This window comes from Denitratisoma oestradiolicum, from assembly GCF_902813185.1.
GTDB lineage: Bacteria > Pseudomonadota > Gammaproteobacteria > Burkholderiales > Rhodocyclaceae > Denitratisoma > Denitratisoma oestradiolicum.
This window is the reverse complement of record NZ_LR778301.1, coordinates 1,267,594-1,282,246: the sequence shown is the minus strand read 5'-3', so window position 1 is coordinate 1,282,246 and position 14,653 is coordinate 1,267,594. Positions and strand designations below refer to the sequence as shown.

The 14,653-nt window shown below is 63.4% G+C and carries 10 protein-coding genes; 4 read left to right on the top strand and 6 right to left on the bottom strand.

What is annotated here, in order from left to right; genetic code table 11:
* Positions 1 to 35: 35 nt before the first annotated feature.
* The 6 genes from DENOEST_RS05890 to DENOEST_RS05865 all read right to left on the bottom strand — a co-directional run bounded on the left by DENOEST_RS05890 (position 36) and on the right by DENOEST_RS05865 (position 8,187).
* Positions 36 to 650: a 4Fe-4S dicluster domain-containing protein gene (locus tag DENOEST_RS05890; RefSeq protein WP_145771663.1), complete on the bottom strand. Its 615-nt coding sequence runs from the start codon at positions 648 to 650 to the stop codon at positions 36 to 38.
* The gene (locus DENOEST_RS05885) at positions 650 to 3,277 is read right to left on the bottom strand and encodes a molybdopterin-dependent oxidoreductase (protein ID WP_197970538.1); all 2,628 of its coding nucleotides are present in this window, start codon (positions 3,275 to 3,277) and stop codon (positions 650 to 652) included. Before DENOEST_RS05885 ends, DENOEST_RS05890 begins: the two co-directional genes overlap by 1 nt.
* 108 nt (positions 3,278 to 3,385) lie before the next feature.
* A complete protein-coding gene (locus DENOEST_RS05880) occupies positions 3,386 to 4,285 on the bottom strand; it encodes a DmsC/YnfH family molybdoenzyme membrane anchor subunit (RefSeq protein ID WP_145771665.1) in 900 nt (299 codons plus the stop codon).
* Positions 4,286 to 4,340: 55 nt separating this feature from the next.
* Entirely contained in the window at positions 4,341 to 4,955 is a 615-nt protein-coding gene (locus DENOEST_RS05875; RefSeq protein WP_145771666.1) for a 4Fe-4S dicluster domain-containing protein, read from the bottom strand.
* Positions 4,955 to 7,561 (bottom strand): molybdopterin-dependent oxidoreductase, encoded by a 2,607-nt coding sequence (locus tag DENOEST_RS05870; protein WP_197970537.1) that lies wholly within the window; start codon positions 7,559 to 7,561, stop codon positions 4,955 to 4,957. The genes DENOEST_RS05875 and DENOEST_RS05870 overlap by 1 nt, the downstream gene beginning before the upstream one ends.
* Positions 7,562 to 7,635: 74 nt before the next feature.
* A complete protein-coding gene (locus DENOEST_RS05865; RefSeq protein ID WP_145771667.1) occupies positions 7,636 to 8,187 on the bottom strand; it encodes a CoxG family protein in 552 nt (183 codons plus the stop codon).
* A 635-nt stretch (positions 8,188 to 8,822) separates the two neighbouring features.
* On the opposite strand from DENOEST_RS05865, the gene cofC reads away from it, so the two are divergent.
* From cofC to DENOEST_RS05845, 4 genes are all read left to right on the top strand, one after another.
* On the top strand, positions 8,823 to 9,572 hold the full coding sequence (cofC, locus tag DENOEST_RS05860; protein WP_170228267.1) for a 2-phospho-L-lactate guanylyltransferase: 750 nt from the start codon (positions 8,823 to 8,825) through the stop codon (positions 9,570 to 9,572).
* A gap of 403 nt (positions 9,573 to 9,975) precedes the next feature.
* Positions 9,976 to 10,872, top strand: coding sequence for an FAD binding domain-containing protein (locus tag DENOEST_RS05855; protein ID WP_145771669.1), 897 nt, complete (start codon positions 9,976 to 9,978; stop codon positions 10,870 to 10,872).
* On the top strand, positions 10,865 to 11,359 hold the full coding sequence (locus tag DENOEST_RS05850) for a (2Fe-2S)-binding protein (RefSeq protein ID WP_145771670.1): 495 nt from the start codon (positions 10,865 to 10,867) through the stop codon (positions 11,357 to 11,359). Before DENOEST_RS05855 ends, DENOEST_RS05850 begins: the two co-directional genes overlap by 8 nt.
* Positions 11,359 to 14,493, top strand: coding sequence for a molybdopterin cofactor-binding domain-containing protein (locus tag DENOEST_RS05845; protein WP_145771671.1), 3,135 nt, complete (start codon positions 11,359 to 11,361; stop codon positions 14,491 to 14,493). Before DENOEST_RS05850 ends, DENOEST_RS05845 begins: the two co-directional genes overlap by 1 nt.
* Positions 14,494 to 14,653: the final 160 nt, after the last annotated feature.

The following is a 14,653-nucleotide window of genomic DNA, read 5'->3' as shown; positions in this document are numbered from 1 at the left end:
GAGGTATCCACCTGGCAATTGAGTGTCGGACCACTTCAGTCTACGTAATAGACCTTGGGCTTGGTGCCTTTTTCCGGCAGGGGCTGGCGACCGTTGCGCTCCTTGATCAGCTTGCTGGGAGCACTGTTGGGGTCATCCAGGTCGCCGAAGATGCGGGCATTGGTCGGGCAGGTGGCGACACAGGCGGGGTTCAGTCCGGCATCCACCCGCTGGCTGCAGAAATCGCACTTGACCGAAGTGCCCGGCGTGAAGCGCTCGTAGCCCTGCTTCTCGAAAGGCGTCAGCTCGCCGGTGCCGAACAGGCCGTTCTCGAACATGGCCTTGTCCAGCATGGTGCGCATGTCGTAGGGGCAGGCCACCGCACAACTGCTGCAGCCGATGCACTTGTCCCGATCCACCATGACGATGCCGTCTTCCCGGGTGAAGGTGGCGCCGCTGGGGCAGACCTTCTCACAGGGGGCGTCCTCGCACTGGTTGCAGATGGTGGGGATGTACACCCGCTTGGCGTTGGGGTACTCGCCATGCTCGTAGCTCAGGGTCCGGGTGAAGAAGACACCGTCGGGCAGTGAATTTTCCTGCTTGCAGGCCACCACGCAGGCGTTGCAGCCGATGCAGGCCTTGAGGTCGAAGACCATTCCCATCTTGGCCATCAGTGTTGCCCTCCCTTGCCCTTGGCGTTCTGGATCGAGTCCACGAAGTCATAGACGGTCGATCCGTGCTTGAGGAAGTCGGGCCAGTCATCGAGCTTGGTGATCTTCACGCGGCAGCTGGTTTCGGGCTGGCCGGTGGCGCCATCGGTGTTGCGCATGTCGTAGGGCAGCATGTCGTTGTAGTGGCCCCCGGACATCAGCACCGAGCGGTTCTCGCTCTTGGTGCGGGACAGGGCGTTGGAGACGCCCAGGGTTTCGTGATGGATCGACTCGGTGGTGGCCAGGCGCCCATAGAGCCGGCCATAGGGCGACTCCACCAGCACGATGTCGCCATCGGCGAAGCCCAGCTTCTCGGCCGTGGCCCGATTGAGCAGCAGGCCGGTATGAACCGGGTCCCGGTAGGTGATGTCCTTGATCCAGGGATTGGACAGGCTCTCGCCGAAATTGAGCTGGATGTCCTTGAAGGTGATGGCGTAGAGGTTGTACTCCGCCGGCTCCAGGTGGATCGGGTCCAGCACCGTGGTGGGCAGGGGTTGGTAGTCCTCGAAGGGCCATTCATTGCGGAACGGCACCTGGGCCTCCTCGAACTGCTGGCGCAGGATTTCCCGCTGCACCGGCAGGTCCTCGATGTAGAACAGCAGGCGCATGCCATCCCAGGGCCGGTACCACTTGTCCAGGCGCCGCTCGGTGGAGGAATGACCGTGCTCCATGTACCACTCGATGGGCTTGTCGTTCCAGAGCAGGCCGACGCGCTCGGCGATGTCCCGGTCGGTGTACTTCTTGCCCGGTTCCAGCTTCAGGTGGGGCTTCTGGTTGAAGCCCAGGATCATGTTGATCACCTCGTTGTACTGGTCCAGCACCCCGAGCCGCTCGGAGAGTTCGAAGAAGATTTCCTCCTCGCTCTTGGTGTCGTAGATGGGCGGCGTGATGGGCTGACGGAAGCAGATGCCCTCGGTGTACGGCGGCTCGATCATCACTCCGTTCCAGGTTTCCAGATAGTCGCTGGAGGGCAGGATGATGTCGGCGAAGTCGGTCATCTCCGTGGGGATCACATCCACGCAGACGATGAAGCGCATGTCCTTCAGGAACTGGAGCCACTTGTCCCGGGGGCCCTGGATGGCCCAGACCGGATTGGAGTGGCAGTTCACCAGGACGTCGGGCTTGAAGGTGGAACCGTACTTCTCCGGCTCCAGATAGGACAGCATGTTGAGGTGGGGACCATTCACCCCCACCGGGAAGAAGCCGGCCAGATGGTATTCATTGGGCGGCCAGGAGAAAGGCGGCATGTGCCCCAGCTGGTGGGGCGTACCCAGCATCTGGCCACTTTCGCCGGGCTGGCAGTGGTTGTTGTCCACGCAGCCGTCGGTGATGGTGACGCCGCAACGGCCGCCGGGATGGTCGATATTGCCGATCAGCATGTTGGTGAGCTGGAAGGCATGATTGGTCATCATCCCGGTCTTGTGGCCCTGGGCGCCCCGGTAGTAATTGTAGGCGGCGGGGCGGAAGGGCACCGTGCGCCCATCCTCCAGGGTCATGGTCTCGCCGATGCGGGCCTCCTTGGCGAACTCCCGGGCGATGCGCCGTACCGTGTCGGGCGGCACCGTGGTGATCTTTTCCATGGCCTCGGGGGAGGCATCCTTGAGAGTGTCCTTGTAGACCTGAAAGGCGGGGCGGCACTTCACGCCGTTCACCACATACTCGCCTTCCAGGGCCAGGTTCTCGTTCTTCAGGCTGGGATCGTTCCAGAGCTTGGCGCAGTTGTCGGCCGTATCCCAGACATAGATCTGGCGGTCGGCATTCCGCACGAAGAACTGGTCCGGTCCCACCAGGTAGGGAGCATTGGTGTCCTTGCGCAGGAACACGTAATCGCACAGGCCCTCATAGACCAGCACGTGGCTCATGCTCATGGCGAAATGGCGGTCCGTGGCCGGACGGATGGGCACCCACTCCTCGGCCTTGGCCCCGGCGATGGACATGCGCGGCTCCACCGCCACCACCTTCATGCCCCGTTCGATGCGGGCCTTGGCCACCCAGTGGGAAGCCGCCGCGGCGTGGAGGTGGGAGGAGAAACCATCACCGGCACCGTTGCTGATCCAGAAGTTGCAGTACTTGGCGTCGTTCACCGCACCGAAGGCGGAATGAATGTAGCCATTCAGCGGATGGTAGGCCCCGCCGCACATGGTGCCGCCGGACTGATAGAAGTTGTGGTTGCCGATGGCCAGGGGCCAGAACCAGATATGCATCTTCTGGAAGTCTTCCAGGGAGGGCATGATCTTGCGGGGGTCCTCATCCAGGGACTTCTTGATCTCCCGGGCGGTGATGTCCAGGGCCTCCTCCCAGCTGATGGGTTCCCACTTGGGATCGACACCGGGGCCCTTCTCCGGGTTGGTGCGACGCAGTGGCTGCTGAAAGCGCTGGGGATCGTAATGGCGCATGATGCCCGCGTTGCCCTTGGGACAGAGCTTGCCGGCATTGGACGGATTGGTGGGGTTGCCCTCGATCTTGTTGATCACTCCATCCGCTGTGACATGGACCCGGGTGGAACAGGAGTGCAGGCACATCTTGCACGTCGAGTTGAACCACTTCCCTGGCTTCAGGGAATTCTGATTGATGTCTCTGCTATTCACTTGCATGACCTCCGTTGGGGAAGGGGTGCTGCCTGGTTATGGCTCTCCGCTCGAAACAGGCCGGAGTATGTTGATGACGGCATTACAAACAACTTACCAACCAAAGAATCAGTTCTTGAACTTGGGGGCAAAACTCAACACAGGATCGTAGGTGCCGGCCTTGAACATCAGCACCCGGAAGGCGTAATAGCCGGTCAGCTCACAGCCCGCCACCAGGATCATGGTGATCAGGTCCTTGTCCGCCAGGGTCAGCATCACGCCGGAGACGACGAAGCCGAGCACCAGCACGACGGGTACGAAGTAGCCGGAGAAGGCACCCTGCACCAGCAGTTCCACCGACTTGCGGCCGCCGCCGGAACCGTATTTGGCGCTGTGCAGCAGGCTCAGGATCATCACGAAGCCATAGAGCACCAGGCCGAAGGCCGCCATCTGCAACATCGGCAGGGCCTCGGGCCGGGTGGCGGCCAGCGTGTTGTAGCCGATCACCAGGGTCAGCATCACGCCGTTGAGCAGGGCGTAGGTCAGGCTGGCCAGGGGCATCAGGCCGGAACTCCAGAGGGTGATGGAGGATGAGTGGGACATGGCAAAGCCCTGATACACCATGATCACCAGGCAACCGGCGATCGCCACGCCCGCCACCAGCAGCGACAGGGGCCGGGGCAGCAGGCCCGCGTTCAGGTCGATCAAATGCAGGGTGCCGAAGCTGGCAAACAGGGTGATGGCCCACAGGCCCCGGCTGATCCAGGAACTGTTGGGACGGGTGAAGGCGCGCCAGCCCCGGGAGGGCTTGCCCAGGTGCAGCAGATGGCCGCCCCCCTTGCCGAAGATCACCATCAACAGACCCAGCACCATGCCGGGCACCAGGTTGTAGAACTGGGACACAAAATACAGCCCGGCCCCGGCCTCGCCGAAGAAGAAGGCCGTCGCCATGGACATGCCCCACGACTTCTGCATGCGGTAGCCGACGCGGAATTCGCTGCCCACCACATCTAGGTTTTTCGCCAACATTTCACTTCCTCCTGGAACACCGGGGCGCCCCACGCCGGGGCCACACCGTGGGAAATCAGTCGATATAGAACACCTTGGGATCGGTGTTCTTCTCCGGCATGGGCTGGCGGCCGTGTCGCTCGTGGATCAGGCGCCGCACCTTGCTCTCCGGATCGTCCAGGTCCCCGAAAATTCGTGCCTCCGTTGGACAGGTGACCACGCAGGCCGGCTCCAGGCCGGCATCCACCCGCTCATGGCAGAAGGTGCATTTGACCGCCGTGCCCGCCGTCCAGCGCTCGTAGCCCTGCTGCTCGAAAGGCGTCAGTTGGCCATTGCCGAACAGGCCCCGCTCCAGCATCTCCGGTTCCAGGCGAGTGCGCTGGTCGTAGGGACAGGCCACGATGCAGGAACCGCAGCCGATGCACTTTTCCTTGTCCACCAGGACGATGCCGTCGGCCCGGGTGTAGGTGGCGCCGGTGGGGCAGACCCGTTCGCAAGGTGCGTCCTCGCAATGGTTGCAGATCGTCGGGATGTACATCCGGCTGGCCTTGGGAAACTCGCCGATCTCCTCGGACAGCGTCTTGGTGAAGAACACCCCGTTCGGCAGGCTGTTCTCCTGCTTGCAGGCCACCGTGCAGGCATTGCAGCCGATGCAGCGGCGCAAGTCGAAAACCATACCCCACTTAGCCATCAGTGCATCCTCCCTTTTTCGCCGGCATACACGGAATTGGCCGCCAGGAGTTCGGGGGGCAATTCCGTGAGTTTGATGAGTTTGACCTTGGCCACCGTCTCGGGCTGGCCGCTACAGGCATCGGTGTTCTCCAGGTTTGCCGGCAACAGGTCGTTGAAACTGCCGCCGCCGACGCGCACGCCGCTGTGCTGGATGGCCACCCGGGTCAGGGCGTTGGAGACGCACACCGTTTCCGGATGCACCCCCTGAGAGGTGGCCAGCCGGGCGACGATGCTGCCGTAGGGGGACTGGATGCGCACCACATCGCCGGTTTGCAGCCCCTTGCTGGCCGCGGTGGCGGTGTTGATCAGCACCGAGGTATGGACCGGATCGTTGTAGGTGATGTCCTTGATCCAGGGGTTGCTGGTGCTCTCGCCGAAGTTGATCTGGATGTCCTTGAAGGTGATCGCGAACATGTCGTACTCGGCCGGCTCCAGCAGCACCGGATCGGGCACCGGTGTCGGCAGGGGCTGATAGTCGCCCCAGGACCACTGATGGCGGATCGGCACGTCGGCAGCCTCCATCTTCTGCTTCAGGTCGTCCCGGGCCTTCAGGATGTCCTCGATGTAGAAGTGCAGACGCATGCCGTCCCAGGGCCGGTACCACTTGTCCGGACGGCGCGGCGTCACGGCATGGCCGTGCTCGATGTACCAGTCCAGGTCCTTGCCGTTCCAGAGCTTGCCCTTGCGCTCGGCGATCTCGCGGTCGGTATAGGTCCGGTCCGCCTCCAGCAGCAGCTCCGGCTTCTGGTGGAAGCCATTCACGTAGTTGAGGATGTTGTTCCAGATGTCCAGGATGCCGATGCGCTTGGAAAGCTCGTAGAAGATTTCCTCCTCGGCCCGGGTATCGTAGATCGGCGGCGTCGCCGGCTGGCGCAGGCACATGCCCTCATGGTGAGGCGGCTCGATCATGGTCATGTTCCAGGATTCGAGCAGATCGTGGGCCGGCAGGATGATGTCCGCCCACTCGTTGCTTTCATTGGGCAGGATGTCGATGGCGGCGATGAAGCGCATCCCGCTCATGATCTTGTACCACTCCTTGCGGCTACCGCTGATGTTCCACATGGGATTGGAATGGCACAGCAGCATCGTGTCCGGGCGGTAGTCGAGGTTGTACTTCTCCGGATTCATCAGGGTCTCCTGGGCCAGGTGGCCCGGGTCGACACCGATGGGGAAATAGCCCATCAGATGCACCTCGTTGGGCGGAAAGGAGAAGGGCACTTCCGGATGCAGCTGGTGGGGGTTGGCGTGCATCATGCCGCTCTCCCCCGGGGTGATGGCGCCGCAGCCGCCGCGGATCTCCACCATCTGGTCGTCCAGGGTGGCGCCCACATGGCCCCCGGGGGTGTCGATGGCCCCCACCAGGAAGTTCACCAGCTTGAAGGACTGGTTGGCCATGGCGCTGTACTTGTGGCCCTGGGCGCCCCGGTAGTAGTTGTAGGCGGCGGGCCGCAGGGGCAGGATGCGGTCCTCGATCTCGATGAAGGAACCGATCTGGGCCGCCTTGGCGAATTCCCGGGCGATGCGGCGGATGGTTTCCGCCGGCACGGTGGTGACCTTGGACATCTGCTCCGGGGTGCACTCGGCCAGGATGTCCTTGAAGCGCTGGAAGGCCGGACGGCAGGTGACCCCATTCACCTCATAGACACCCTCCAGGGCAAAGTCCTTGAGGGTCGGATCGTTCCAGAGCTTGGCGCAGTTGTCCTTGGCGTCCCAGACGTAGATGTCCCCGTTCTCGTTGCGCACGAAGTAGCCGTCGGGCCCCACCAGGTAGGGGGCGTTGGTGTCCTTCTTGAGGAACTTGGCGTCGTAGAGATTCTCATACACCAGCACATGGCACAGGCCGAGGGCGAACTGGCGATCGGTGGCCGGGCGGATCGGCACCCACTCGTTGGCCTTGGCGCCGCCGATGGACAGGCGCGGCTCCACGGTGACCACCCGCATATTGCGTTCGATGCGGGCCTTGGCCACATGATTGGCCTGGGCGGCAGTATGGAGGTGGGAGGAAAAGCCATCGCCGCCGCCGTTGTTGATCCAGTAGTTGCAGTAATTGACGTCGTTGGCCGCGGCGAAGGCCGAGTGCACGAAGCCGTTCATCGGGTGGTAGCCGCCGCCGCAGAAGTTGCCCACCGAGGAGAAGAAGTTGGCGGAACCGAAGGCCGCCGGCCAGGCCCAGAGGAACAGCTTCTGGAAGTTGTTGATGGCCGGCAGCAGCTTGCGCGGGTCCTCATCCCGGGTGCGCTTCAGCTCCCGGCCGACGATGTCGTAGGCCTCGTCCCAGCTGATGGGCTCCCATTTCGGATCGACACCGGGCCCCTTGTTCGGGTTGGTGCGGCGCAGGGGCGTCTTGAAGCGGGTCGGATCGTAATGACGCATGATCGCCGCATTGCCCTTGGGGCAGAGGCGACCGTTGTTGCTCGGGCTGCTCGGTTCACCCTCGATCTTGTTGATGATGCCCTCATCGGTGATATGCACCCGCGTGTTGCAGGAATGCAGGCACATCTTGCAGGTCGATTTGATCCACTTCCCCGGCTTCAGGGAATTCTGCTCAGGCTGTCGATTGCTCACGTCGTTGATCCTCCTCCGGAACCCCAATGACTGCGGATGAAACTAGAACCCAGCTCCGCCGCAACGCAGGAAATTCACTTCACTGCCTCGGCGGGCTGCTTCTTGAACATGGACTTAAGGCTACCGAGCATGCCCTTGCCCTTTTCGGCCTCGGCCTCTTCCACGGCAGGACTCCCGTGAAGTTCGGCGGCCCGCTTGGTCAAGGCGGCAATGAACTGATCGTTGATGCCGTCGGCGAACTTCTGCATCACGCCGGCGGCGAATTTCCCCAGCTTGCCGACAATATGGACCGTGGAGGTGTAGGTGATCTCGGTGTGCCTGTCATCCACCGCCTTGAGGGCCAGAGTGCATTCGGCGCTGATCTTGCTGCCGCCATCCTTGTCGGCGCCACGCATGGTGTAGGCCGCATACTCGGGTGGCCGCTCCTCGCTGGTTTCCACCCGCACATCGAAACCGGCCTTGATCGGACCGACCTTGATACCCACCGACCCGGTGTATTTGCCAACGCCCAGCACTTCCACCGTGTGGCAGCCAGGCAGGCATTTGCCCACTTCATGGGGCTGATTCAGGAAGGCCCAAACTTCGGGTAGGGCACCATCCAGAACAAACGTGCGTTCTATGTACATCCAGTTTTCTCCTCGCCCAGGGCATCGGATATCCGATCGCACCGGAACTCCATGGCCGCCCGCAAAGGCGGCAGGTTCATCCAAGCTCTGCCGCGCCCGTCTCCACCACTCCGGAGCCGCACAGGGCAAACATCCTGTCCACTCGCATCATCGTGCCGCGGACATTCCGGAAACTATGATGAACAGACCGTCTCCGCCATCCACGAACCACTCCCACTATCCAGCAACTGCCAACACGGATATCGCATCGCAACACCAAGAACCAACGGGACATCCCCACAACCAGGACTGACGCCAAGAACCCATATTGCCGCACCGCAATAGCCCTATCCAATCTCGTTCGAAATTTCCGGCACAGCGCCTAAACCCAGGTACCACACGGGTTTGCGACCCATTGCGATGGCACGATACAAACTGTACCGGGGACCGTCTTGACTCTCGGAGCAGCAGCCGATGACCCTTAGCGCAGAGCCGACGATCCGATGACCCAAGGTAGCATCCGTAATGTTTCCGATGCGCCGGGAATCAAGCCGCCTGCCCAACCGGGCAAGAGTTTCAGGGCCGATCCCGTTAGGGTGCGTCTGATCGGCCGCGCACTTCTGCGACAGGGCCGGTCGAATATGGAGACAAGGACAGTGGAAGCTCAACTCGAAACCGCCCGTCGAAGCGGCTCGCCCTCAAGGGAATTTCTCCCGCTGTCCCCAGGACCTCGCACTCCGGCGGCGGTCTGGGCCCTCGTTCCCCTGAAAGATTTCTCCCTTGCCAAGACCCGGCTCGCCGACACTCTCGACGCCGGAGCCCGTCAGGGTCTGGCCCTGGCCATGGCCAGGGACGTGGTCAGGGCGCTGACGCGGGCCTGCACTGTCAGCCGGGTAGTGATGGTCAGCGACATTCCCGGACTCCCCGGCCTGATCGGCCTTGAGAGCGTGGATTGTTTCGACACTGGAGAGGCCCGGGGGCTCAACGAGGATCTGAGCCGAGCGGCGGCCTGGGCGCAGACCCAAGGCGCCGGCCACGTACTGATCGCCCATGCCGATCTTCCCCACCTCACGGCGGCGGGTATCGACCGCTTCGTCGCCACGACCATGCCCGGCTCGCAACGACTACGGGTGGCCGCCAGCAAGGAAGGCAGCGGTACCAACCTGCTGTTGGCCCCCCTGCCCCTGCCCCTGCCCCTGGTGTTCGGAAGCCACAGCCTGCCCCGCTTCCTTCAGGGGGCGGCAACGGCCGGTCTCCGGATTGAGGTCCGCCATGATCCGGCACTGGCGAGGGACATTGATGAAACCCAGGACTTGAGCGCCCTGATGGCGGACTACCGGCGCGGATATCTGGCCGGCCGTGCCACCGCCGCCTGGCTGCAGTCCACACCCGACTCCAGCCCCTGAATTCATGGCCCCCACTACCGGCGCCACCGCCCCCTGCTGCTGCATTGCAATAAAAATACAGCCGATGCCGAGTCCGCCGCGACTGCGCGCTGGCAATCAAAACGGTGCGCTCTGAGGGGCAAGCCCGAATCAAATCTTCGCTCTATCGTGATCCCATGCAGTCATCCTGAGAAAAACAGATCACCATGATGTGCACGACGACACGACGCAAGATTCGCGTCCGGGGAAAGCACGATTGCCATCCCCGGGGTGCCGAGCCAATGCTTCGACATTCCACCGCATCGCCGTGGTACAAGATCCAAGGATGTGCTGAGGTTTTCGAGTTGGACGAATCCCCAGCGTCTGCGCAGGAGTGCGCGGAACGCTTTGGCAAGATGGCAACACTAATTCCTGAGGACCCGCTATGTATCCAGCGCCGTTTCGATATCACCGTCCCGCTTCCCTGAAGGAAGCCATACTGATGCTGTCGGCCCTGGGCGAGACAGCGAAGCCCTTGGCCGGTGGCCAGACCCTGATCCCCATCCTCAAGCTGCGCATGGATGAGCCGACGGACCTGGTGGATATCGGCCGACTGCCCGACCTGCGCTTCGCCAGGAAGGAGGACGGCTGGATCCAGATCGGCGCCCTCTCGCCCCATGGCTGGGTATCCAAGTCCAACATCGCGGCCGCCATTCCCATCGTCAAGGATTGCGCCGGCGGCATCGCCGATGCCCAGGTGCGCAGCCGCGGCACCATCGGTGGTTCGGTCAGCGCTGCCGATCCCAACTGTGACTGGCCGGCCCTGTTGAATACCCTGGATGCCGAAGTGCTCTGCTCCGGCCCCAACGGCGACCGCACCATTGCCATCGGGGATTTCATCACCGCCGCCTACACCACCGCACTCACGCCGGGGGAACTGGTCACCTCGATCCGCTTCAAGGCCCCCCCGGCAGGCAGTGGCGGCGCCTACATCGCCTACAAGAAGGCGGCGGCCGCCTTCCCGGTCTGCTCTGTGGGCGTGCAGCTCACCCTGGGCGCCGGCAACACCTGCCAGGATGTCCGCATCGTCATGGGCGGCGCCGGTCCGACACCTCGGCGTGCCCTGGAGGCCGAAGCCGAGCTGCGCGGCAAGGCACTTTCCGCCCAGCTTTGGGAACGGGCTACCGAAGCAGCCATCGCCATCGCCGATCCGGCCAGCGATGTGCGCGGCACCACCGAATACAAACGCAACCTGCTGCGGGGCCTGATCCTGCAAACCGCCGATGTGGCGGTCCGCCGCTGCGAAAACGCCAAAATCGAGGGGAGTCACGTTTATGCATAACGCCAACACACTGGTCACCATCGAGCTGACCGTCAACGGACAGAAGTACTGCCGCCAGGTGGAACCGCGCATGCTGCTGGTGGAATTCATCCGCGAGGAGATCGGCCTCACCGGCACCCATATCGGCTGCGACACCAGCTACTGCGGCGCCTGCACCGTGGAGCTGAACGGCGCGCCGGTCAAGTCCTGCACCATGCTGGCCGTCCAGGCCGACGGTGGCGAGGTGCTGACCGTGGAGGGCCTGGAGCAGGACGGCGAACTCCACCCCCTGCAGAAATCCTTCTCCGAGCACCACGGCCTGCAGTGCGGCTACTGCACCCCGGGCATGCTGATGTCTTCCCATGCCCTGCTCGCAGAGAACCCCACCGCCGACCGCAAGGCCATCAAGAAGGCCATCGCCGGCAACGTCTGTCGCTGTACCGGCTACCAGAACATCATCAAGGCTGTTGAAGCCGTTGCGAACGAAGCCAAGGAGGGCCAGCGATAATGGAAATGAAATTTTCCGGGCAGTTCGAAGTCTCGCCGCCGCCCGCCGCAACCTTCGACCTTCTCTCCGACCCCCAGAAGTTCGCCCCCCTGCTGCCCACCTTCTCCAGCCTGGAGATGAAGGATGCCAACACCGCCGTGGTGAAGGTCTCCGTGGGCATCGGCAAGATCCGGGGCACCGCCTCCACCCAGCTCACCCTGCAGAAAAAAACCGCGCCGACCCACGCCACCTATGTGGGCAGCGGCAAGGTCATGGGTGGCGCCTACACCATGATCACCTCCTACGACCTGGAACCCAAGGGTAGCGGCACCCTGGTCAAATGGCGGGGCGAGGTCCAGCTCGTCGGCAAGATCCTGTCCCTGGCGGGCGGCGGCATGCAGGGCTATGCGGAACAGCAGATCAATGCCGTCATCACCAGCCTGCAACAGGCCATGTCTCCCGAGTACCAGAAGGAGGCCGCGGCCCGCAAGGCCGCCCAGGCCGAGCAGAAGTCGGGCTGGATGTCCGGGCTGATACGCAAGTTGCGCAAACAGGACGACGCCTCTGCCGCACCGGCCGACGCCGCCGCCGATGCCATCGACACCGAGGCGCTGACCGCCGGCTGGAGCGGCGCCGCCCTCACCCCCGACAGGGGCACTGCCAGTCTCGCCACGCTGAAGTCGTCGCCCCGTTACAACGACTTTGCCGAGATCGTCAAACGGCAGGGCGGCGACAAATGGGTGCACGCGCCCATCTCCCGCAAGGAAGACAGCCGTCTGGTGCGGGGCCAGGGCCTGTTCGTGGACGACTACAAACTCTCGGGCATGCTGCACATGAGCCTGGTGCGTTCCCCCTACGGCCACGCCCGCATCGTCCGCATCGACACCTCGAAGGCCGAAGCCCTGCCGGGCGTGGTGTGCACCCTGACCGGCCAGGAAATCGCCGCCGTCTGCACCCCCTTCATGCAGATCGGTCCGGGCGACGCGCAGAACATCAAGGACTTCCCGATGGCGGTGGAAAAGGCCATCTACCAGGGGGAACCCGTGGTGGCGGTGGTGGCCGAGAATCCCCGCATCGCCGCCGATGCGGCCCAGTTGGTGGAGGTGGAGTACGAGTCCCTGCCTGCGGTGATGAACTGGAAGAGCGCCCTGGAAGACAAGGCGGTGCTGCACCCCGGCATGGGCACCAACCATCACTGGCACGGCATCTACGAATACGGCGACCTGGACCAGGCCTTTGCCGACGCAGCCCACGTGGTCAAGATCGACCAGATGGACTTCCATCGCTTCTCCAGCACTCCCCTGGAAACCAACGCGGTGGTGGCCACCTGGACGCCCGGCGGCGGCGTGGACTTCTTCTGCAACAACTCCTTCCCCGCCATCGTGATCCAGATGATTGCCCCGGCCCTGGGCCTGTCCATCGACCAGGTGCGGGCCAAGACCCAGGACGTGGGGGGCAGCTTTGGCAACAAGATCGGCAACTACCCCTACATGACCCTCGCCGCCCTGGCTTCCAGGAAGAGCGGCGGCCGGCCGGTGAAATGGGTGGAAACCCGCAGCGAACACATGCTGGCCGGCGGCCATGGCAGTGAGCGCACCTACCTGGACACCGAAGTGGCCCTGGACAAGGACGGGGTGATCACCGCCGTGCGCTCGCGCCACATCGATGATTGCGGCGCCTATCCGCGCTACGAGCCCCTGGGCTGCGTGATCTGGTCCCAGGTGCTGCCGGCCTGCTACAAGCTGCGCAACATCCGCATCGACTTCAACCAGGTGGTCACCAACAAGGGGCCCTCGGCGCCCAACCGGGGTTATTCGCGGCTCCAACAGCTCTGGTTCATGGAGCGCATCATCGACATCTGCGCCCACGAACTGAACATTCCGTCGGACCAGATGCGCCTCAACAACTACATCCGCGAGTTCCCCTACACCACACCGAACGGCTGCGTGTACGACTCCGGCAACTATCCCCTGCTGCTGGAAAAGGCCAAGGCCCTGATCGACTGGGATGGATGGAAGCAGAAGCAGGCCGAGGCCCGGGCCGAAGGCCGCTGGATAGGCATCGGCATCGGCACCACGCTGGATTCCGGCACCAACAACTTCGGCCAGGCCCGCATCGTCAATCCCTACCTGCCCTTCTCGGGCAATTCCGAGGTGGCGACGATCAAGCTGGACCTGGACGGCACCGTGGTGGTCATGCTGGGCTCCACGCCTTCCGGCCAGGGCCACGAAACCACCACCGCCCAGGTGGTGGCCGACGAGCTGGGCATCCGCCCCGACATGGTGGAGGTGCGCACCGGCTTCGACACCACCTTCAACAGCCATGGCGGCCATTCCGGCTCCTATGCCAGCCAGTTCGCCGTCACCGGCCTGTCGGCTGTTCATGGCGCCTGCCAGAAGCTGAAGAAGGAAATGAAGCGGCTGGCGGCCTTCGCCCTGGAAGCCAATGAGGATGATCTGGAATTCGGCATCGGCCAGCAGGGACCGGAGCTGCGCGTCAAGGGCACAGACCGCAGCATCAACTACTGGGGTCTGTCGGCCATGGTGAATATCAACACCGCCGGCCAGCCGGACAGCATCGCCGATGTCACCCTCAACATCCGCCACGTCTATCGCCCCCCCTTCAAGATCCCGGATGTGGAGAAGAAGTACGGCAACCTGACCCTGACCTACGCCTCCCAGTTGCACATCGCGGTGGTCGAGGTGGACCGGCGCACCTATGTGCCCAAGATCCTGGCCTACGCGGCGGTGGACGACTGCGGCAACGTCATCAACCCGAAGATCGTCGCCGGCCAGGTCCATGGCGCCACGGCCCACGGCATCGGCGCAGCGATGATGGAAAGCTACATCTACGACAAGGAGGGCAACCTGCTGACGGGCTCGTTCACGGACTACACGCCGATCACGGTGATGAACATGCCCGACCTGGCCTTTGGCGAGATCGAGACCCCATCGCCCTTCAGCTACAACGGCGCCAAGGGCATGGGCGAGGGCGGCGGAGCGCCACTCCATACCGTCTCCGCGGCGGTGCAGGATGCCTTGTTCGACCAGAACGTGATCATCCGCAATTCCTTCAACTCCCCCAACACCCTCTACGACGCCGTGAAGCGGGCCGACCGGGCCACGGCAGTCAAGGTCGAGTCGCGTACCCGGTGAGGAAGGAAAGGACGGTAGTCTCGTGGAAGCTGTCTAACGGTCATGGCGGCAGGCGCCACCCCGGATGATGAAACCCGTCACCCCGGCGCAGGCCGGGGTCCAGAGCAGTGGCCCACTGGGCAACGGCCCCGGATCAGTTCCGGGGTGACGTTTCTTTGCC